Consider the following 19,849-nt stretch of genomic DNA (forward strand, 5'->3'; position numbering starts at 1 on the left):
TAATGCTTGGTTTATTTCACTCTCATTTGCGGCGTCATCCGTAACCTTTTGAACCGCTCAAAGCCGAGCAATCAGGCTTTCTCGCCGCTTTTTCCACTGCTTAATCGGGCGTGAGGTCGGACATGAAATCGCCGATTCCCGGCCGTTTCACAGCCCTGAACGGCAGCGGGCGGCAAAGATCCATTGCGGCAATGCCGATTCGCGCCGTCATCAGGCCGTTGATGACGCCTTCGCCGAGACGTGCGGAGAGTTTCGAAGCAAGGCCGTGTCCGAGAACCTGTTGAGCGAGCCCGTCACCGACGGCGATCGAGCCCGTGACGGCGAGATGGGCGACGACATCGCGCAGGAGTTTCAGCATGCCGAGCGTGCCGGGACGGCCGCCGTAAAGCTCTGCCATGGCGCGCACCAGCCGCGTCACTTCGAACAGCACATAAGCGAGATCGACGACGGCGCGTGGACTGACGGCGGTGACAACCGAGACCCGTTTTGATGAATTGAGAATCAGCGCCCGCGCCTGTCGGTCGAGCGGCACCAGCAGTTCACGTTCGGCAAGCTCGATCAGATGCGGCCCGTCGATGACATCGCTTTCCGTTTCCTTCAGCGCCGCGCGCCCCTTGGCCGTTTCCGCCCGATGGGAAAGGACGGCATTCAGGCGGGTGACGATGGCGCGGGCGGGTTTCGGGCTCTTGTGAAGGCTTGCCGTCTCGGCATCCGCCTTGAGAGATTGTACGGCATTCAGCCGCATGATGCCGAAGACTTCGCGGCCGACGAGGGCGAGAACCGCAAAAAGCGCCACGATGAGGGCGATCGTTGCCGTGTAGCCCAGCCAGTCGGAGCGGGAAAACAGATTGCGGATGAGCTGATCCGCCCAGAGCCCGAAGGCAAGCGAGAACAGCACACCCAAGGCACCAAGCGCCAGCTTGCCGAAGGAGAAGCGGCTTTTCTTCGGTATCGCCACGGGCAGAGCGGCAGTGTCTATGTCCTCAGGTGCCAGAAACGGATCGTCTTCATCTGGCGTCAAAGATATCTCCGCATCGAAACTGCGCGGCGCTCGCTTCTGCGTGGCGGACGGTCGTTCCGTCTCTTCCGTTTCGAGCGTGAAAGCGGCGGGGCGGCGCGTCTGCGGATCGTTTTGTGTGGGAGCTTTCATGCGAGCTTGTCTCCGAACAGGAACTGCATGGCGCGGTCGAGCCTGATATGTGGAACGGAAAGCCGAATGCCGCCGCTGCCCGGCTCGTCAATGTTGGGCGGTCGAAAACGCACGACATTGACATCAGGTAGTGTCGCCTTGTCGCCATCCCGGTCTATGCTGCGGAACAATGGCTCCGGATCGTCAGGCAGGTCGCCCGGAAAGATCGCTGTCTTGCGATTGCCGTCAAATGTCTCGCCATTGATGGTTTCGCCGGCCATTGGCGTGCCCACGATGACGGGCAGTTCGTGGCCATCCTGTCGAACGCTTGCCTCTCTCGTGGCGCGAACCGAAGCCAGCGCCATGACTTCGATACCGGCGCCATTCATGCCGATGGTGGTGATGGCGCGGTCGACCAGACGCCGGGTCAGGCGCTCCAGCCGGTCATGGCTTTCGTGATGCAGATGATCGGCCTTCGTAGCCGCAATCAGCACCTTGTCGATGCGACGGCCGATCAGCGACGACAGCAGGCTGTTGGTGCCGGGGCGGAAACAGGCGAGAACATCGCCCAGCGCCCGCTCCAGATCCTGAACGGCTTCCGGACCGCGATTGACGGCCTGCAGCGTGTCGATCAGGACGATCTGCCGGTCGAGGCGGGCGAAATGCTCGCGGAAGAAGGGTTTGACGACAATCGACTTGTAGGCGTCGTAGCGCCGCTCCATCATGGCGCGCAGGGAGCCTTTCGGCGCTTTTTCGTCCGTCAGGCCGGGAAGCGGCGCAAAGGTCAGCGCGGGCGACCCTTCCAGATCGCCGGGCATCAGGAAGCGGCCGGGCGGCAGGGTGGACAGCGATCTCTCGTCGGACTTGCAGGCCTTGAGATAGGCCGCGAAGCTTTCAGCCAAGCGTCGGGCCGTCATTTCGTCGGCGGGCGCGTTGATATCGAGCGAAGAGGCGATGGCCAGCCATTCCTGTGCCAGCTCGGCGCGGACCCCGCTTCCGGCCAGCGAGACTGTGGTATCGCTGAATTGCCTGTAGTCCTGCGACAGAAGCGGCAGGTCGAGCAGCCATTCGCCGGGGTAATCGACGATATCGATAGAGAGCTTGCCGGCCGAGAACCAGCGACCCCAGCCGCTGGCGCTCTGGTAATCCAGCGTGATCCTGAGTTCCGAGATCGCCCGCGTCGAATCCGGCCAAAGCCGGTCGCGCACCAGTGCCTGGATGTGATCTTCATATTGGAAACGGGGAATGGCGTCGTCCGGCTGCGGCTCCAGCCGCACGTTAGAAACGCGTCCGGAGCGCATGGCCTCAAACAGCGGCAGCCGCCCGCCGTTGAGAAGATTGTGGACCAGCGAAGAGATGAAAACCGTCTTGCCCGCCCGCGAAAGGCCGGTGACACCAAGCCGCAATGTGGGGTGAGTGAGGTTACTCGCGCGGTCGGCCAGATTATCGAACGCAATGAGCGCACTGTCTGTCAGGGACGTAAGAGAAGGCGGCAATGGCAATTTCCCGGCTGCGTTAAACGGTCACGGCTGCAATATAGGAAGATACGGTTGCCCAAAAAAGAAGCGCGCCAGCGGATTTTCAGCGCGCCTTCTTTCCAGAATTCATCGCGCGCCGAAGCGATTATTTGCCCGGTGCGAGGAAATCGACCAGCCGCCAGCGGTCTCTGCCGTTGGCAGCAGCGCCGTCGTGATCCAGAACCGCGAGGCCCGATGTCGGAAAACCTGAGGGCAGGGCGGCATGTAGCAGGTCCTCGCCTATCATCGCTTCCAGCGTTGCCTCCATGGTGGGGTTATGTCCCACCAGCATCACTGACTGCGCCTCCGTCTGAGCGGCGACAAGGGAGAGATAGGTTTCGCTGCGCGCATTATACATCTCATCGACATAGAAGATGTCTATGCCTTCATTGAAGGCCCGTTGCCAGGCCTCCGTTGTCTGCCGGCAGCGAACGGCCGTGGAAGACAGGAGGACTTCGGGTCGGTAGCGGCGGTCGGCGGCGAGGTCGGCAATGACCTCCGCCTCGGCAAAGCCGGCCTCGTTCAATCCCCGGTCGAAATCCCGTTCTCCCGGCGCCGCCCAGGCGGCCTTGGCGTGGCGCAGAAGATAAACTCGGCTCGGGGAAGATGCTGTCAAGGGCGGGGACCGGCGTTCGAATGTCAGGGCACGGGCGGAATGCTACAGGATTGGGTTGCAGGACCGCAAGTCCTCTTTCCTGTTGGTAAGTCGCATTGAAGTGATTGAAGAAGAGATCGCTTCAATACGAATAAAGAATAAAAATTAGTCATTTAGATGATTTTTGTGTCAGTTTTAAAAATGCCCGAAAACTGATCTGTAGACTTGAACCGGCCACTATCATTGGAGTATACACCGCCGCATTGAGATGTTCTTCGAGGAGAATCGCGTTGAGTGAGAAGATCGATCTTAGCAAATATGTGCTCTCGGAAGACGATGAGTTCATGAATGCCAGCCAGCGCGCCTACTTTCGCGCGAAGCTCATAGCCTGGAAAAACGATATCCTGAGAGAAGCGCGCGAGACGCTCGGACATCTCGCCGAAGAAAGCGCCAACCACCCCGATCTTGCGGATCGGGCCTCTTCCGAAACAGACCGGGCGATCGAGCTTCGCGCCCGCGACCGTCAGCGCAAGCTGATATCGAAGATCGATGCAGCCCTTCAGAGGATCGAAGACGGCACTTACGGTTATTGCGAGGAAACAGGCGAGCCCATCGGCCTCAAGCGTCTGGACGCGCGCCCGATTGCGACCCTCTCCATCGAAGCGCAGGAGCGCCACGAGCGTCGCGAAAAAGTCTACCGCGACGAATAAGGCTAAGCCGCGTCAGACCGGTGACACTATAAAAGAACAAGGGCACGGAAACGCTTCCGTGCCCTTTTTTATGCAATGACCTCGGCCGGGTAAATTCGTCCCTTCAGCGGTCGCGGGTCACCGAAAGCTCACCGAAGATGCGTGCCATCTCCTTCTGGACGTCACCATCCGGCGATGCGCCGGTGACTGGTGGCGTGGCCGGCTGCGGTTTTGCCTGCTTTTCCGCTACGGGGAGAGCGTCCGGGTCACTATCGCCTTCCTTGCTTTTGGCGATCTCAGCTTCGAGGAAGCTCTCGAAATCGCTGGCCAGCTCGTCTGAGAATTTCGGCTCGGTATCATTGGCGGCGACAGCCGGATTCTCAGGCTTGGGTGGGAACGGGACAGACGGTGCGCTCGCCGCCGGGCTCATACCGGGAAGAACCCGCTCCCGCGCAGCGTCGAGAAAATCGGCTGCGATGGATTGATTGATCACCGGCTCGCGCGCAGCGAAAACGGGCGGCGCAACGTCCGCAGGCCCGTCCTCTGCCGTCTTTGCCTCTATAGGTCCCTGGGCCGGGATCGGCGGCGCAACCGGTGCGGGGGCGGGTGCCGAGGGTTCGGCCCGCTTAAACTCCGGCCGCTCCGGGGCGATGGGGAGTGACGCGGCGGCGACGGGCAGAACGGTCGCGCCCGCGGCGGCTACGGTCACCGGTATTGGCGGCGGGGCAGGACGGGCCGCCTCGCGCTCGGAAGGTGCAGGTCTTGCCGGCGCGGCGGATTCACGCGCCGTCAGAGGCGGGGACGCAGGCGGCGGTGGCGTTGCCGGGCGCGGCGACGGTGGTGCTGCCGCTGCTGTCGGCGCGGGACGTTGGGCTTGAGCGGGCTGTTCCGGCCGTTGCGGCTGCTTCACCGGCTCCTCCGCTATCGAAGCGGGCGCAGGGGCTTGAGACGGTTGCTGCTGCGGCAGCACGGCGCGGCGTTCCTGCGAGATGGAAGGCTCGGTCCTTTTCGGCTCGCTTTCCTGACGCGGGAGCGCCTTAAGTTCCGGCTCCTGCACGTCCCTGACGATCGGGATCGCGCCTATGCCGCTCTCGATGACGATATCGGTTGGGCCGCCGATCATGACCAGATGCTCGACATTGTCGCGCCGCACCAGCACGAGCCGACGACGCGCATCGACGGCTGTGGCGTCAAGCACCTGCAAACGTGGCTGCCGGTTGCGGCCGCCGCGGATAAAGGGCGCCGAACCGCTTCGTCTGCGCAGGATCCACAGAGCAATCGCCAGAACGAGGAGGGCCACACCCACACCGACGACGGCGACGATGAGACGGTTTCCATAGGTGCCGATAAAATCTTCCATCATGGAGATCATCCCTTCAGATTTTTGGCTTTTTAATTTCTTGGGCAATTAATATTGCCGTGGTTCTTATAATGTGAACATCAAGCACGAAAAGACGATTTTTTTAGGCGCAACACAAGGTTTATTCATTTCAGCAAGGGCATCGCCTTATCGATGGCAACGGCGCCACCAAAGCGCCACATCTCGTCCTTCAATGCTGGGCGAGAGCGAAAGTTGCAATTCTTCCAATAGAAGGGAGCGCTTGCCATGTTTCGATCCCGTCTCGTCGGACCCGTACTGAGGCGCTGCACTGCCGCCCTGTTGATTTCCTGTTCGGCAGCGGCGGATGATAAGGCGCCAGGCAAGGTTTTCACGATGGATGAGTTCGTTCGGGACAACCCATCGTGTGTGGACTTTACCGATGGATGTTCGGTCTGCACCGTCAGTGACGGCAGGATTGAGTGCTCCGCGCCGCGGATCCAGTGCCAGGTGAGGGAACTCACCTGCACGCGCCATTAGTCTTTTGAGGCTGATATGCGGCTTTGAAGCCGTTTTCGCTGTGCGTTTTAAGCCTTTGTGTCGCTGCGGAGCTTTTTGAGGGTCGAGCGAGTTGCTACAAGAAATTCTGCTGCCCGATTCCGTCTGGAGTGCGGGACTGTTCGAATGACGACCTGCACGACTGCGAGGCCAAGATGACACGGGTGCGCGAGACAAGCGACAACGACCTTCCGCTGGTGGACAGGCGTGCCCGTTCCGGCACGGTGTTGCGCATTCTGCTGCTGGCGCTGGTGCTGATCGCCGCTGCCGCCGCCTTTGTCTATTTCAAGGATTCTCTCGAAAACGAAATCGTGCTCGGCATTCTTGGTGTGCTGGCCATGATGGGCATTTTCTTTCTGGTGTCGTCGATCATCGGTTTCATTGAGGTCATGCCGCAATCGCAATCGGATGGGCTTGCACGCCGGTTTCTCTCTGCCCACCCCGATGGTACGCTGATAACAGATGCCAAGGGGCATATGGTTTATGCCAACGCCACCTATTGCAGGATGAGCGGCACCACCAAGGCGAGCGATATCCAGAGTCTTGAAACATTGCTGTCGCGCAGCCGGGAAGCGACGGAGGCTCTTTACCGTCTCATCAACATGCTGCGCGAAGGCCGCGACGGCTACGAAGAATTTCGCCTGCTGAAACCGCTGGGCGAGGATTCCAATGCGGGGCCACACTGGTACAGGCTGAAGGGCAGGGTGCTGAAGGATTCGGGCGGCGAGGGGCTGCATGTCTTCCAGATTGCCGATATCACGCCAGAGCGCGAAGATCAGGAGCGCTTTTTCCGCGAATTGCAGAATGCCATCGATTACCTCGACCACGCGCCGGCCGGTTTCTTTTCCGCCGGTCGCAAGGGTGAGATCGTTTATCTGAACGCCACTCTGTCGGAATGGCTCGGCATCGATCTCGCACAGTTTTCGCCAGGCTCGATGACGGTCTCGGACATCGTCGCCGGCGAGGGCATGGCGCTGATCGAATCCGTCCAGCCCCAGGGTTCAGCAAAGCGCACCGAAATCCTCGATCTCGACATGCGCCGGGTGAACGGCCAGAGCATGCCGGCCCGCCTCGTCCACCAGGTCACCGCAAAGGACGGCGCGCCGGGTGAGAGCCGTACCATCGTCCTGATGCGGCCCAAGGGGCAGGAGGATACCGAATCGTCCTCCGCCATGCGCTTCACGCGCTTTTTCAACAATACGCCGATGGCGATTGCCTCGCTTGACGGCGATGGACGCATCCTGCGCATCAATGCGCCTTTCCTCAAGCTGTTCTCCGGCGTTGTCGGGCGCGACGATATTGATCGCGGCGTGGCACTCGAGACAGTCCTTCACGACAATGAAAAGCCGCGCCTCGAACAGGCGCTCGCCGAGGCCAAGGACCGTCAGGGCGATATAGCGCCCTTCGATTCCCGCCATCCGAGCGACGAGACCAGGCATTTCCGTTTCTACGTTAATGCCGTCATCGACCAGGACGACGAGGCGCCGGAAGAGGTGGCAATCGTCTATGCCATAGAGGTGACCGAGCAGAAGGCGCTCGAAACCCAGATGGCGCAGACGCAGAAGATGAACGCGGTGGGCACGCTCGCCGGCGGCATCGCCCACGATTTCAACAACGTGTTGACCGCCATCCTGCTGTCGTCCGACCATCTGCTCTTGCAGGCGCGTCCGGCCGATCCGAGCTTCGCCGATCTGATGGAGATCAAGCGAAACGCCAACCGCGCCGCCGTACTGGTGCGCCAGCTTCTGGCATTCTCGCGCAAGCAGACCATGCGCCCGGCAATCCTCAACCTGACCGACGTCATCGGCGATTTGCGGATGCTGGTGGACAGGCTGATTTCGGGCACCAATGTCAAGCTGGAGGTCGATTACGGCCGGGATCTGTGGCCGGTGAAAACAGACCTGTCGCAGTTCGAGCAGGTGCTCATCAATCTCTGCGTCAATGCACGCGACGCCATGCCCGATGGCGGCAAGATCACCATCAGGACACGCAACGTCGACGCAGAAGAGATCGCCGCGCTCGGCCGTCCCGAATTCCCGGCCGAAGACATGGTGATGGTGGAAGTTGCCGATAACGGCACGGGCATCCCGCCGGAGATCATGGACAAGATTTTCGAACCGTTCTTCACCACCAAGGAAGTGGGCAAGGGCACGGGCCTCGGGCTGTCGATGGTCTACGGCATCGTCAAGCAGTCCGGCGGCTATATTTATCCCGAATCGGAAGTGGGCAGGGGAACGGCCTTCCGCATCTACCTGCCGCGCCACGTGGTGGAGGCGGTTCCCGGCACTGGACAGCAGCCAGGCGAGGCGGCGCTTGCGCCGGTCGCCGCGGCCGAGCCGGTGAAGGAGGAGCCGCTGGACCTCACAGGCAAATCCGCCGTCGTGCTGCTGGTGGAAGACGAAGAGGCGGTGCGGCGTGGCGGCAAGCGCATGCTGGAAACGCGCGGCTACACCGTGCACGAGGCAGGCTCCGGCACAGAGGCGCTGGAGGTGATGGAGGAACTGGAAGGCAAAGTGGATATCGTCGTTTCCGACGTCGTGATGCCTGAGATGGATGGCCCGTCGCTGCTGAGAGAGCTGCGGAAGTCCTATCCAGACCTGAAATTCATCTTCGTTTCAGGTTATGCCGAGGACGCCTTCGCGAAAAACTTGCCGGCTGATGCCAAGTTCGGTTTCCTGCCCAAACCCTTCTCATTGAAGCAGCTTGCCATCGCCGTGCGCGAAATGCTCGACGACAAGGAGTGAGACCGGCGCCGTCGAACCGAATTCGGCAGAGCGGCCGCCTGTCGCAGCCGTCCGCATTTGGCGCGAAGGCGCGCCCATGCGGACGGGGTATGTCTTCTCGGACTTCGGTTACCTCTCATATCCCGCACTTTTCGCGAGGTTTGCCTCTTCGCAAACGCAATAGTGATTGCACCGTCGCGCAAGGGGCTTAAAATCGCTTCTTAACGACCTAAATATGGAGAGGCGAAGTTCTCCCTCCTGGCAATCAGCTGTCGGTTTGAGAACAGTTTGGAGAATGATGAAAGATGATCGCTAAGCCGATCTACATGCAGGGCGAGGGCGAAGGGGAAGACGGGGGCGGTACCAACCGTGGAACGTCTGTTATCACCCGCGTTAAGCCGAAGACGAAAAGACCGAATTTGTACCGTGTTCTTTTACTGAATGACGACTACACTCCCATGGAATTCGTCATTCACATTCTGGAACGGTTTTTCCAGAAAGATCGTGAAGCGGCAACCCGCATCATGCTGCACGTGCACCAGCACGGCGTGGGCGAATGCGGGGTGTTTACATATGAGGTCGCAGAGACGAAAGTAAGCCAGGTCATGGATTTCGCCCGACAGCACCAGCATCCGCTGCAGTGCGTCATGGAAAAGAAATGAGGATCGCAACGTGCCAACTTTTTCCCCGAGTCTCGAGAAGGCGCTGCACCAGGCACTGACCTTTGCAAATGAGCGTCACCACGAATACGCGACGCTCGAACATCTCCTTCTGGCGCTGATCGACGACGCGGATGCCGCAGCCGTCATGGGCGCCTGCAACGTCGATCTCGATGCCCTTCGCAAGACTGTCAGCGATTACGTCGACAATGAACTGACCAACCTCGTCACCGGTTACGACGAGGATTCCAAACCCACATCTGGCTTCCAGCGCGTCATTCAGCGCGCCGTGATCCATGTTCAGTCATCCGGCCGCGAGGAAGTGACCGGCGCAAACGTGCTTGTGGCGATTTTCGCCGAGCGCGAGAGCCATGCTGCCTATTTCCTGCAGGAACAGGAAATGACCCGTTACGATGCGGTCAACTACATCTCTCACGGTATCGGCAAGCGCCCCGGCACGTCCCAGACGCGCACGCCGCGTGGCGCTGACGAACCGGAAAGCGAAAACAAGCCGAACCGCAGCAATCCCGAGGAGGACGGATCGTCCGCCAAGAAGCAGCAGGATGCGTTGAAGGCCTACTGCGTCAACCTCAATGAAAAGGCGAAAAACGGTAAGATCGACCCGTTGATCGGCCGTCACGACGAGGTCAACCGCACCATCCAGATCCTCTGCCGCCGCTCCAAGAACAACCCGCTTTATGTGGGTGATCCGGGCGTCGGCAAGACGGCGATCGCTGAAGGGCTTGCCAAGCGGATCGTGGAAGGCAAGGTGCCGGAGGCGCTCGCCAATGACACGATCTTTTCGCTCGACATGGGCACGCTGCTGGCGGGCACCCGTTATCGCGGTGATTTCGAAGAGCGTCTGAAGCAGGTCGTCAAGGAACTCGAAGAGTACCCGGGCGCGGTCCTGTTCATCGATGAAATCCACACCGTCATCGGTGCGGGCGCGACCTCCGGCGGCGCGATGGATGCGTCTAACCTGCTGAAGCCTGCGCTTTCGTCGGGTGCAATCCGCTGCATCGGTTCGACCACCTACAAGGAATATCGCCAGTTCTTCGAGAAGGATCGTGCGCTCGTGCGTCGTTTCCAGAAAATCGATGTCAACGAGCCGTCGATTGATGACGCCATCGCGATCATGAAGGGCCTGAAGCCCTATTTCGAGGATTACCATCACCTCAGATATTCCAATGAGGCGATCAAGGCTGCCGTTGAACTGTCGGCCCGCTATATCTCGGACCGCAAGTTGCCGGACAAGGCGATCGACGTGATTGACGAAACCGGTGCAGCGCAGATGCTGCTGCCCGTTTCCAAGCGTCGCAAGCTGATCACGGAGCGGGAAATCGAGGCGACCATCGCGACGATGGCTCGCATTCCCGCGAAGACGGTTTCCAAGGATGACGAGATGGTTCTCGCCAACCTCGAAAAGGAACTGCGCTCCGTCGTTTATGGTCAGGACATCGCCATCGAGGCGCTTGCCACGGCCATCAAGCTGGCCCGTGCCGGTCTGCGCGAACCGAACAAGCCGATTGGCTCCTATGTCTTCTCCGGCCCGACAGGCGTGGGCAAGACGGAAGTGGCCAAGCAGCTTGCCGCCTCGCTCGGCGTCGAGATGCTGCGCTTCGATATGTCGGAGTACATGGAACGTCATACCGTGTCGCGCCTGCTTGGTGCGCCTCCCGGCTATGTCGGCTTCGACCAGGGCGGTCTCCTCACCGATGGCGTCGATCAGCATCCGCATTCCGTGGTGCTGCTGGACGAAATCGAAAAGGCGCATCCTGACATCTACAACATCCTGTTGCAGGTGATGGACCACGGCTCGCTGACCGACCATAACGGCAAGAAAATCGACTTCCGCAACGTCATCCTTATCATGACGACGAATGCGGGCGCTTCCGAAATGGCGAAATCCGCCATCGGTTTCGGTTCTTCGCGCCGCACGGGTGAAGATGAAGAGGCGATCAACCGCCTGTTCACCCCGGAATTCCGCAACCGTCTGGATGCGATCATTCCGTTCTCGCCGCTGCCGACTGCCGTCATCCACAAGGTCGTGCAGAAGTTCGTCATGCAGCTGGAAACCCAGCTCTCCGAGCGCAACGTCACCTTCGATCTGCATGAAGATGCGATCTCCTGGCTGGCGGAGAAGGGTTACGACGAGAAGATGGGCGCCCGTCCTCTATCTCGTGTGATCCAGGAGAACATCAAGAAGCCGCTCGCCAATGAAATTCTCTTTGGCAAGCTGAAGAAGGGCGGCGTCGTCAGCGTCACCGTCGGCAAGAAGGATGACGGTGCCGATGGCCTCATACTCGAGGTTCTGCCGGAGACCGCACCCGTCAAGCCGCAGCCGGAAGCCGAACTCAAGGCGGCGAAGTCCCCGGGCAAGGCAAAGGCGAAAACATCTTCCAAGGCTGCTAAAGCGAAGGAAGAGGCGGATGTCCTCGTCGCCGAAGCTGACAAGTCCGACGATGCCGAAAAGCCGCGGCGCAAGGCCAACGCCGTACCGAAGGTACCGAAGAAGAAGTGACCGCGGTCTTTGATCGATAAACAGATGCCGGGCGAAAGCCCGGCATTTTTATGCATGAAGGGTGCCGCTCTTTAATGGAATCGGCGGCAAGTCTTCATTTCTCCGTCTGTATGACGTTGCCGCGATGCCACGGCATTTCAGACGACATGCACGAGTGGGTTCGCAATGCAAAATGCCGATAGCGACACCATCCCATTGCGCGGCTGGTTTTTCAGGGGGATGCAGGGCATTTTCTCGTTGCCCTCCCTTATTCTCATGACGTCCTTCGTCGGTTTCAGCGCTTTTGCGCTGGAATCGGGCGTAGCCCGCGGCGAAGCCGTGTTCATGACGCTGTTCATCTGGGCGTTGCCCGCCAAGATGATCCTGATCGGCTCCATGGTCGGCGGCGCCAATCTTGCCGCCTGTTTTCTGGCGGTGACATTGTCATCGGTCCGTATGATGCCGATGGTGGCCTCCATCGTTCCCGAAATGCGCGGCGCGAAGACCCCGACCTGGATTTTACTGTTCCTTTCGCATTTCGTTGCGATTACGGCGTGGGTCTTTGCAACGCAGAACCTTTCAAAGGTGCCGCGGGAGGCCCGCGCCGCCTGGTTTGCCGGGTTTGGCATCACGCTCACCGTCGTCAATGCCATCATCGTTGGCCTGTGTTACGGTGTCGTCGCCGCGTTTCCGCCGCTGGTTGCTGGTGTCCTGTTCTTCCTGACGCCGGTTTATTTCATCGCGTCCATCTGGGCTTCGGCGCGCCACTCCGTCGTCAAGGTCGCCTTTGTCATCGGCGTCATCGCCGGTCCGGCCTTTGCGGTCCTCGCACCCGAATTCGACATCCTTTATGCCGGTATCGGTGGAGGCACGGTGGCTTATGCAATCGATCGCCTCATATTCCGCCGCAGGGTGAAACCGGCCTCACCGGAGAGTGAACCATGATGAACGACCATTGGTGGGCACCCTATCTCTTCATCGCAATCGCAGGCTGGCTGGCGACCGATCTCTGGCGCTGGCTCGGTGTTCTCGCCGGTAACCGGTTGAAAGAGGATTCCGAGGCCCTTTATTGGGTGAGGGCGGTTGCCACGTCGCTCGTCATGGCGGTCACCGCCAAGCTGATCGTGTTTCCGACCGGATCGCTTGAGTCCTCGCCGGTGTGGCTGCGTATCGGTGCGGCAGTACTCGGCTTTATTGCCTTTCTGGCCGCCGGCCAACGCGTCATCGTCGGCGTCGCGGTGCCGATCGTGCTCATGGCAGGCGGACTTTTCGCGCTGGGTTTCTAACCTGGTATTAAAACTCCCTGTTTAGACTGCGCGATCAAAACAGGGATACAGCACCATGCGATTATTTGCAGCGGAACGTTTCGTCGTTGGCTTTATCGCTTTATTATTTGTCGTTGATGCAGCCTTGATTGCAGCAAGGGGCATCAGCGTGGATTATGCCGGGTACTTCCTGTGTGTATTCGCGGGTGCCGGCGTCTTTCTTCTCGGTCAATTCTATCGCAGAAGCGGGCGCGATGACCGTATAGCTGCCGCCCTCATGTCGGGAGGGCTTTTTATCCTCTTCACGCTCGCGGCCTCCATCTTCAACTATATGTTCCTGCCAATTGCGTTCCCGACGATCGATCATGTGCTCTTCGCTGTGGACGCGGCATTTGGCTATAGTTGGAAGGACATTGTCATCTGGGCGGCAACGCATCCGTGGATCGGGACAATCCTGTTCTTCGTTTATGCGACATCACTTCCCCAGCTTCTATTGATTGTCCTCACTCTGGGCTTTACGGGCAAGAACCGGGTGCTGCATCATTTCCTCGTTACCGGGGTGCTGGGCGCTTTTGCGAGCATTGTTTTCTGGATATTTTTCCCGACATTCGGACCATCTGCCTATATGGAGCTGCCCCAATGGGTCTCCCAGGCAATTCCTCTGGCGGTGGGCAATGAGTATGGGCAGGAACTGAACCGTCTTGCGACGCAGGGAGTTGGCTACCTTTCCCCTAAAAGCGTCTTGGGACTTATCGGTTTTCCGTCGTTCCACATCTTCATGGCGGCAATGTCTGTCTGGTTCGCACCAAGGCACTGGTGGGCGATGCTCGTCATACTGCCGCTTAACCTGTTGATGCTGCCGGCCGTCCTCGTGCAGGGCGGGCATCACCTCTCGGATGTTTTTGGCGGTCTCGTCGCTTTTGCCATCATCTGCGCCTTCTCGGGCCGGTTGCTCCAATGGTTGTCGGCAAAAGAGCGCATGGAAAGGACGGCCGAGGCGGCCGGTCAGGTCATGGTGGCGAAATAGTCGCCCCGGCTTCGCGTGCTTCTGCCAACAGCCAGTTCGCCAGAAGCCTCGCCGATGTACTCATTTCCGCCGTTTCCACCAGCCAGTAATATTTGTCCTTGTCGGCGGCGCGCTCGAAGAGAACGGTCAGTTCGCCTTTCGCAATCTCGTCGCGCAGAAGTTCTGTCGGACAGAGACCGACGCCCTGGCCGGCCTTCAGCGCTGTTACGAGAAGATTGAAATCCGCGAAAATCGGGCCGGTGCTATGCGGCGGGACCGTGCCGGCGGCGGCAAACCAGGCCCGCCAGGCCATTTCGCTATCGTCATGCAGCAATTCCGCCTGCAACAGGCTGGCAACCGCGCTGAATGGACCGAATTGGGCGGCGTAACCGGGAGCGCAGGTGGGGCGTGTCTCGGCGCTGAAAAGCGCCACGGCATTTGGCCCGGCAGACACGCCATGCTCTATGATGAGATCGGCCGGCACGGCCTGCCTGGCGCCGAGATAGCTGATGGACACTTGAATATCGGGATGCATCGCCCGGAAACGCGGAAGCCGCGGCGTCAGAAAATGCGCAATGACTGAAGGCAGGCTGGCGAGACGGACCGTGATGCGATCGCGACGGCCGCGTATGCGTTCTGCGCCGGAAGCGATCTGCCTGAGGCTTGAGGAAACCGTGCCGCCGAAATCCTTCCCGGCTGGCGTCAGCGTTACGCCCCTGGCATGCCGTTCGAAGAGTGCAACACCAAGCCATGCCTCGAGATTGCGTATATGCTGGCTGACGGCGGTCGCCGTCATGCCGAGTTCAAGGGCGGCCAGGGCAAAACTGCCTTTCCTGGCGGCCGCCTCGAAGGCGCGGAGAGTGGCGAGCGGAGGCAACATCATGAGAAACAAGGGTAAGTAAAACTTGGTCTGAGCGCAAGAAGAAGCCATCTTGTCAGCCGGGCGTTCATACCGCAATTTCGCCCTTACATTTCATCGCTCAGAGGATTTCATGCCCCTAACGCCTGTTGCCGAACCCGAAGACGCCGCCGCGCGCCGCGCCATTTCGCCTGTCGTCGTTTACCCGAACGGCACACTTGAGACTCCCGACCTTGCGCTTTTGGAAAAAGCACGCGGGAGCATGGAAAAGATCGATGAGGTTATCGTGCCGCCGCGTGACGGCCGAACCTTCAACGTTCCGAAGGGCCATTTTTTCCGCATCGTCAGTATCGAAGGCCCGCAGGTGGGGGATTTGAACCTCTGGAATGCGCATGATCTGAATGAACGGTTTTTTAGCGGCAAGACCCGCGCGCTGCATGCCACCCATGTTTCTGTCGGCAACCGGTTGTGGAGCAACCTGCCATCCCTTCGGCCGATGGCGACCATCACCCATGACACGCTGTCATGGTATGGCTGGGACGAGGACGGCGGCGGTGTGCATGACGTGATCGGCACGCGCTGCGATCCCTACACGAACAAGCTGCTCAGCGGCGGCGATTATCATCATTGTTGCCACTCCAACCTCACGAACGCGCTTGCTTCCGCCAAGGGCCTTTCGTTCCGGCAGGCGGAGCCGCATGTTCATGATGTGTTGAACGTCTTCATGTGCACGGGGTTCACCCGCGACACCCACCAGTATTTCATGAAGGCAAGTCCGGTGCGCCCGGGCGACTATCTCGAGTTCTTTGCGGAAATTGATCTCATCGGCGCGCTGTCCGCCTGCCCGGGAGGCGATTGCAGCGCCACGCATTCCAGCGATACGGCGGCCTGTTATCCGCTGCAGGTAGAGATTTACCGGCCGGATCCGACGATGCTTGAAGGCTGGCCATGGCCGGAGAGGAATGCCTATCGCCCTCCGGCGTGACTGCAAACAATATTGCCGCCGTGTGCGTTCCCGAACAGGCCAGAGGATGATGCCGCGTGCAGCCAGGGCGCTTCTGCGCCTTAAAGCTAGCGCGATCGAGAACTTGATCGCGCCAGCCGAGGGATCGGGTCTGTCACAACGGCGTGCGGAGGCCGCGACAAACGCGCAGATGTCTTGGCGCCCGTCACGAGGCGAGCGCCGCCTTTATCTTCTCTGCGTGAGCCTTCAGCACGTCACCATCGGCCATCACGCCCGAGTGCGACTTCAGCGGCTCGCCTTCCTTGCGTGGAATGACGTGGAAGTGCAGGTGGAAAACGGTCTGGCCAGCGGCCGGTTCGTTGAACTGGGCGATGAAAACGCCGTCCGCATCGAAGGCTTCCTTTGCCGCGACTGCGAGTTTTTGCACCACCGGAATGGTTTTCGCCAGCACTTCGGGATCGGCGTCGAGCAGGTTGCGGGAGCCGGTCTTGGGAACGACGAGCAGATGGCCCGGGGCCTGCGGCATCACATCCATGAACGCCAGGGTATGCTCGTCCTCGTAAAGCTTATGGCTCGGAATTTCGCCGCGCAGGATTTTTGCGAAGATATTGTTGTCGTCATAGGCGCTGGCCGTCATTCTGCTCTCTCCGTATGTCGGACTATGCGTCCGGTTCCTGTCTTTCGCCCTTGCGGAAAGGCGTGTGTTCATCAAGGTAATCGCCGATATGCTCGACCTCTTCGCGCTCCCGCTGAAGATAATCGGCAATGGCGCGGCGCAGGCCCGGGTGGACGATGAAATGCGCCGAATGGGTGGTGACCGGCACGTAGCCGCGCGCCAGCTTGTGTTCGCCCTGCGCACCGGCTTCCACTCGTTTCAAACCCTTGGACAGCGCGAAATCGATCGCCTGATGGTAGCAGACCTCGAAATGCAGAAAAGGATGATCCTCGATGCAGCCCCAGTGCCGGCCGTAAAGCGCGTCCGAGCCGATAAAGTTGATCGCACCGGCAATATAGCGCCCCTCGCGTTTCGCCATGACCAGCAGCACGTCATCGGCCATTCGCTCGCCGATCAGCGAATAAAATTCCCGGGTCAGATAGGGCCGGCCCCATTTACGGCTGCCGGTATCCATGTAGAAGGCGAAAAACTGGTCCCAGATGTCCTCCGTCAGGTCGGACCCCGTCAGCCAGTCGATCTCGATGCCGTGTTCCAGCGCTGATCGGCGCTCCTTCTTGAGCCCCTTGCGCTTGCGTGATGACAGCGCATCGAGGAAATCGTTGTGATCGCGATAACCGTCATTGATGAAATGGAATTGCTGGTCCGTACGATGCAGGAAATCGCCTGGCAGAAGAGCGGATAGGTCATCCTCTTCCAGAAACGTGACGTGAGCCGAGGAAACGCCGATCTTCTCGGTCACTTGTGCGAGACCGGAAGCAAGCAGCGGCTTGAATCGTCCGACATCTTCGCCGTTGGCAACCAGCAGCCGCGGGCCCGTCGCCGGGGTAAAGGGCACCGAGCATTGCAATTTCGGATAATAATGCCCGCCAGCCCGCTCGAAGGCATCTGCCCAGCCGTGATCGAAAACGTATTCGCCCTTGCTATGGTTTTTCAGGTAGGCAGGAACGGCGCCAATGAGGCTGCCCGCAGCGTTTTCCAGCAGCAGGTGGTGCCCCAGCCAGCCAGTCTTGGCGGTCGCCGAGCCGGAGTCTTCCATAGAAGACAGGAATTCATGCGATATGAACGGGTTGTAAGATTTTCCTGATGCATCGCGCGATGTTCCGGAAAGCCGTTTCCAGCTTTCCGGATCGATGTCCGCGAAGGACTGCGCAATGCTGATGGAATAATCTTCTGTCATGCCGTGGTGGACGGGTTCTCTCTCGGGTCGAAACCTTCGAATGTCATCTGGTCCGCATATTTATAGGTCGTCTCGCGCGCATTTTCATCCCTGACCGTCCAGGTAATCACCGGAAGCCCGAGTTTTCTTTGCGCTTCGATGAAGCTGTTGGGCAGGTGACCCCAATGATAGGAGATGAAATCGAGCCCCAGCTGCATGGCGTCATCATGTCTGAAGAAGTCCTCCGGCTTGTCGCCTTCGGCCGTCAGCCCAAGAGGCCAGGGCGAGCCCGCAGCCTTCAGGTCCTTCAGCAGATGGTGGTCGAAGCTCATCAGCGCCACGTGGCCGTTATAGCCCTCGAGGTCTTCCAGCACCGCTTCGGCAAAGCCGTCATCGACGCCTTCGCCCTCGCGGCCCTTCAGCTCAATAACCAGCGGCACCTTGCCGGCCACGAGAGCCAGAAGCTGCTTGAGGCTCGGAACGCGATCCTTGGTTTGGCCGACGGAAAGCATTGCCAGCTCCGCCGATGTGCGTTCACGCACATCGCCCTTGATGCCGGTCAGCCTTTCCAGGTCGTGATCATGGAAAACCACCGGCACACTGTCGGCCGCCAGCTGAACGTCGCATTCGATCGAAAAACCGGCCTCGACGGCGCGGGAAAAGGCGGAGAGCGTGTTTTCCCAGACCGCCTTGTTGAGATCATGATAACCGCGATGGGCGACGGGCTGGGCCGTCAGCCAGGAGAGTTTCAGTGTCATACGTCGATTTCCACGATGGCGTCGATTTCGACCGATGCATTGAAGGGCAGGGCGGCCATGCCGACGGCGGCGCGGGCATGTTTGCCGGCTTCGCCCAGAACATTGGCGATGAGGTTCGATGCACCGTTGATGACGAGATGTTGCTCAACGAACTCGGGAACGGAAGCCACAAAGCCGTTCAGCTTGATGACGCGGCGGACTTTCGACAGATCGCCATTCAAGGCGGCCTTGACCTGTGCAAGAATGTTCACGGCGCAAAGTTCGGCTGCGCGCTGGGCGCCTGCCACGTCGACATCGCGGCCAACGAGGCCCGTCACCGCAATCTTGCCCGATTCCATCGGCAGTTGACCCGATACATAAAGCAGATTGCCGCTGATGGTGAACGGAACGTAGTTTGCGGCTGGTGCTGCCGCAACAGGAAGCGTAAAGCCTAGTTCCTTGAGGCGGCCTTCGATGACGTCCGACATTTTCGTCTCCGGTTTTGTTGTAAATCCTTCAAGAATCCGGCATTCAGAAGATGTTGATCCAAAAGCCGGGCGGTTGCTTGTACAATATGAGCGGCGAGTCCAACAGGAGATATTGCATGTTTGTCAGGACGCTTGGTTTCATTGCCGCAACAGGGCTTATGACCGGCCTGTCGAACGCCGCCAGCGCCTTGCCCGTCGCGGTTCCCGATCTCATTGCACATCGCGCCGTCTACGACCTCGAACTCAAGGATGCGTCCGATCGCTCCGGCATCGAAGGCATGACTGGTCGCATGGTCTATGAGTTCACCGGCTCCGCCTGCCAGGGTTACAAGACGGATTTCCGTTTCGTAACGCAGATCAACACGGGCGATGCCGTGCGGATGACGGATCAGCAGACGACGACGTTCGAAGACATTGCCGCCAAGAAATTCACCTTCGAGACCAAGTCCTACACCGATGACAAGCTGGACAAGGAAGTGCAGGGGGCGGCAACCGATAGCAGCGATGGCGTGAAGGTCGACCTGACGCGTCCGGATGCCCGCCAGGTCAGTCTGGTCGCAAGTGAATTCCCGACACAACACATGTTTCAGGTCATCGAGCACGCGAAGCAGGGAAAGCGCATTTTCGAATCCCGTATTTTCGATGGGTCGGATGATGGTGATGAAAGCCTGATCACCTCGACGCTGGTCGGCAAGGCGCAGACACCGAAGGACGGGGACGCGGATGCCGGCAAGGCGGGCGATTTCGCCAAGGCCGCCTTCTGGCCGGTGACCATCGCCTATTACAACGACAAGACCGGCACCGACGCTTTGCCGATCTACCGCATGTCGTTCAAGCTTTATGAAAACGGAATCACCCGCGATCTCACCATGGATTACGGTGATTTCGTTCTGACGGGAAAGCTTGCGAAGCTTGATATTCTCAAGCCGGAAACCTGCGAAAACAAGCCCGTGCGCTGAAACGGGGCCATTTGCGCGGTTTTTTCGCATAATCGCTTGCATTTTTAAGCG

The 19,849-nt window shown here is 59.6% G+C and carries 17 protein-coding genes and 1 pseudogene; 9 read left to right on the forward strand and 9 right to left on the reverse strand.

Annotated elements, in window-relative coordinates; genetic code table 11:
* Positions 1-71: 71 nt before the first annotated feature.
* The 3 genes and pseudogenes from ACZ47E_RS04870 to ACZ47E_RS04880 all read right to left on the reverse strand — a co-directional run bounded on the left by ACZ47E_RS04870 (position 72) and on the right by ACZ47E_RS04880 (position 3,229).
* Positions 72-1,150, reverse strand: a pseudogene (locus ACZ47E_RS04870) (TIGR01620 family protein).
* Positions 1,147-2,625, reverse strand: coding sequence for a YcjX family GTP-binding protein (locus tag ACZ47E_RS04875; protein WP_072494328.1), 1,479 nt, complete (start codon positions 2,623-2,625; stop codon positions 1,147-1,149). Before ACZ47E_RS04875 ends, ACZ47E_RS04870 begins: the two are co-directional and overlap by 4 nt.
* Positions 2,626-2,752: 127 nt before the next feature.
* Positions 2,753-3,229: a SixA phosphatase family protein gene (locus ACZ47E_RS04880; protein ID WP_278067509.1), complete on the reverse strand. Its 477-nt coding sequence runs from the start codon at positions 3,227-3,229 to the stop codon at positions 2,753-2,755.
* A 302-nt stretch (positions 3,230-3,531) separates the two neighbouring features.
* Here ACZ47E_RS04880 and dksA point away from each other — a divergent pair, with 302 nt between their 5' ends.
* Positions 3,532-3,951 (forward strand): RNA polymerase-binding protein DksA, encoded by a 420-nt coding sequence (gene dksA / locus ACZ47E_RS04885; RefSeq protein ID WP_004441503.1) that lies wholly within the window; start codon positions 3,532-3,534, stop codon positions 3,949-3,951.
* Between the two features lie 103 nt (positions 3,952-4,054).
* On the opposite strand, the gene ACZ47E_RS04890 is transcribed toward dksA, so the two are convergent.
* A complete protein-coding gene (locus tag ACZ47E_RS04890) occupies positions 4,055-5,302 on the reverse strand; it encodes a flagellar biosynthetic protein FliO (protein ID WP_333898990.1) in 1,248 nt (415 codons plus the stop codon).
* Between the two features lie 659 nt (positions 5,303-5,961).
* Between ACZ47E_RS04890 and cckA the strand changes: the two genes are divergently transcribed.
* The 6 genes from cckA (at position 5,962) to ACZ47E_RS04920 (ending at position 13,980) form a co-directional block, all read left to right on the forward strand.
* Positions 5,962-8,550, forward strand: a complete 2,589-nt coding sequence (gene cckA / locus ACZ47E_RS04895) for a cell cycle histidine kinase CckA (RefSeq protein WP_004441511.1) — start codon at positions 5,962-5,964, stop codon at positions 8,548-8,550.
* A 284-nt stretch (positions 8,551-8,834) separates the two neighbouring features.
* A complete protein-coding gene (gene clpS / locus ACZ47E_RS04900; protein WP_003502541.1) occupies positions 8,835-9,191 on the forward strand; it encodes an ATP-dependent Clp protease adapter ClpS in 357 nt (118 codons plus the stop codon).
* 10 nt (positions 9,192-9,201) lie between these two features.
* A complete protein-coding gene (gene clpA / locus ACZ47E_RS04905; RefSeq protein WP_004441518.1) occupies positions 9,202-11,709 on the forward strand; it encodes an ATP-dependent Clp protease ATP-binding subunit ClpA in 2,508 nt (835 codons plus the stop codon).
* Positions 11,710-11,874: 165 nt separating this feature from the next.
* Positions 11,875-12,633 carry an AzlC family ABC transporter permease gene (locus ACZ47E_RS04910; protein ID WP_278067402.1) on the forward strand — a complete coding sequence of 253 codons (759 nt, stop codon included), beginning with the start codon at positions 11,875-11,877 and terminating at the stop codon, positions 12,631-12,633.
* Positions 12,630-12,974: an AzlD domain-containing protein gene (locus ACZ47E_RS04915; protein ID WP_278067403.1), complete on the forward strand. Its 345-nt coding sequence runs from the start codon at positions 12,630-12,632 to the stop codon at positions 12,972-12,974. The genes ACZ47E_RS04910 and ACZ47E_RS04915 overlap by 4 nt, the downstream gene beginning before the upstream one ends.
* A 55-nt stretch (positions 12,975-13,029) precedes the next feature.
* A complete protein-coding gene (locus ACZ47E_RS04920) occupies positions 13,030-13,980 on the forward strand; it encodes a phosphatase PAP2 family protein (protein WP_035208890.1) in 951 nt (316 codons plus the stop codon).
* On the opposite strand, the gene ACZ47E_RS04925 is transcribed toward ACZ47E_RS04920, so the two are convergent.
* A complete protein-coding gene (locus ACZ47E_RS04925; RefSeq protein WP_278067404.1) occupies positions 13,964-14,842 on the reverse strand; it encodes a LysR family transcriptional regulator in 879 nt (292 codons plus the stop codon). The two genes, ACZ47E_RS04920 and ACZ47E_RS04925, sit on opposite strands and share 17 nt — an antisense overlap.
* Positions 14,843-14,951: 109 nt before the next feature.
* Here ACZ47E_RS04925 and ACZ47E_RS04930 point away from each other — a divergent pair, with 109 nt between their 5' ends.
* Positions 14,952-15,803, forward strand: coding sequence for an urea carboxylase-associated family protein (locus tag ACZ47E_RS04930; protein ID WP_278067405.1), 852 nt, complete (start codon positions 14,952-14,954; stop codon positions 15,801-15,803).
* A gap of 184 nt (positions 15,804-15,987) precedes the next feature.
* Here the strand turns inward: ACZ47E_RS04930 and ACZ47E_RS04935 are convergent, their stop codons facing one another.
* Genes ACZ47E_RS04935 through ACZ47E_RS04950 form a run of 4 tightly spaced genes read right to left on the reverse strand, consistent with a single transcriptional unit; the run spans position 15,988 to position 18,839 of the window.
* Positions 15,988-16,419, reverse strand: a complete 432-nt coding sequence (locus ACZ47E_RS04935) for an HIT family protein (protein ID WP_077987093.1) — start codon at positions 16,417-16,419, stop codon at positions 15,988-15,990.
* A gap of 22 nt (positions 16,420-16,441) precedes the next feature.
* Positions 16,442-17,635: a GNAT family N-acetyltransferase gene (locus tag ACZ47E_RS04940; protein WP_172873480.1), complete on the reverse strand. Its 1,194-nt coding sequence runs from the start codon at positions 17,633-17,635 to the stop codon at positions 16,442-16,444.
* Positions 17,632-18,372, reverse strand: a complete 741-nt coding sequence (locus ACZ47E_RS04945) for a glycerophosphodiester phosphodiesterase (RefSeq protein ID WP_172873481.1) — start codon at positions 18,370-18,372, stop codon at positions 17,632-17,634. Before ACZ47E_RS04945 ends, ACZ47E_RS04940 begins: the two co-directional genes overlap by 4 nt.
* Complete coding sequence (locus ACZ47E_RS04950; RefSeq protein ID WP_004441543.1) at positions 18,369-18,839, reverse strand: RidA family protein; 471 nt, start codon at positions 18,837-18,839, stop codon at positions 18,369-18,371. The genes ACZ47E_RS04945 and ACZ47E_RS04950 overlap by 4 nt, the downstream gene beginning before the upstream one ends.
* Positions 18,840-18,955: 116 nt before the next feature.
* On the opposite strand from ACZ47E_RS04950, the gene ACZ47E_RS04955 reads away from it, so the two are divergent.
* Entirely contained in the window at positions 18,956-19,798 is an 843-nt protein-coding gene (locus tag ACZ47E_RS04955) for a cell envelope integrity EipB family protein (RefSeq protein ID WP_107339713.1), read from the forward strand.
* Positions 19,799-19,849 lie beyond the last annotated feature (51 nt).

The sequence above is a fragment of the Agrobacterium sp. 5Ca39 genome, from assembly GCF_055382365.1.

Excerpts from the sequence above, each read along its gene's own strand:
- ACZ47E_RS04935 (WP_077987093.1), bottom strand. The coding sequence starts at position 16,419 with ATGACGGCCAGCGCCTATGACGACAACAATATCTTCGCAAAAATCCTG.
- ACZ47E_RS04945 (WP_172873481.1), bottom strand. The coding sequence starts at position 18,372 with ATGACACTGAAACTCTCCTGGCTGACGGCCCAGCCCGTCGCCCATCGC.
- clpS (WP_003502541.1), top strand. The coding sequence starts at position 8,835 with ATGATCGCTAAGCCGATCTACATGCAGGGCGAGGGCGAAGGGGAAGAC.
- ACZ47E_RS04910 (WP_278067402.1), top strand. The coding sequence starts at position 11,875 with ATGCAAAATGCCGATAGCGACACCATCCCATTGCGCGGCTGGTTTTTC.
- ACZ47E_RS04955 (WP_107339713.1), top strand. The coding sequence starts at position 18,956 with ATGTTTGTCAGGACGCTTGGTTTCATTGCCGCAACAGGGCTTATGACC.
- ACZ47E_RS04950 (WP_004441543.1), bottom strand. The coding sequence starts at position 18,839 with ATGTCGGACGTCATCGAAGGCCGCCTCAAGGAACTAGGCTTTACGCTT.
- cckA (WP_004441511.1), top strand. The coding sequence starts at position 5,962 with ATGACACGGGTGCGCGAGACAAGCGACAACGACCTTCCGCTGGTGGAC.
- ACZ47E_RS04940 (WP_172873480.1), bottom strand. The coding sequence starts at position 17,635 with ATGACAGAAGATTATTCCATCAGCATTGCGCAGTCCTTCGCGGACATC.
- ACZ47E_RS04930 (WP_278067405.1), top strand. The coding sequence starts at position 14,952 with ATGCCCCTAACGCCTGTTGCCGAACCCGAAGACGCCGCCGCGCGCCGC.
- ACZ47E_RS04925 (WP_278067404.1), bottom strand. The coding sequence starts at position 14,842 with ATGATGTTGCCTCCGCTCGCCACTCTCCGCGCCTTCGAGGCGGCCGCC.
- ACZ47E_RS04920 (WP_035208890.1), top strand. The coding sequence starts at position 13,030 with ATGCGATTATTTGCAGCGGAACGTTTCGTCGTTGGCTTTATCGCTTTA.
- ACZ47E_RS04890 (WP_333898990.1), bottom strand. The coding sequence starts at position 5,302 with ATGATCTCCATGATGGAAGATTTTATCGGCACCTATGGAAACCGTCTC.
- ACZ47E_RS04915 (WP_278067403.1), top strand. The coding sequence starts at position 12,630 with ATGATGAACGACCATTGGTGGGCACCCTATCTCTTCATCGCAATCGCA.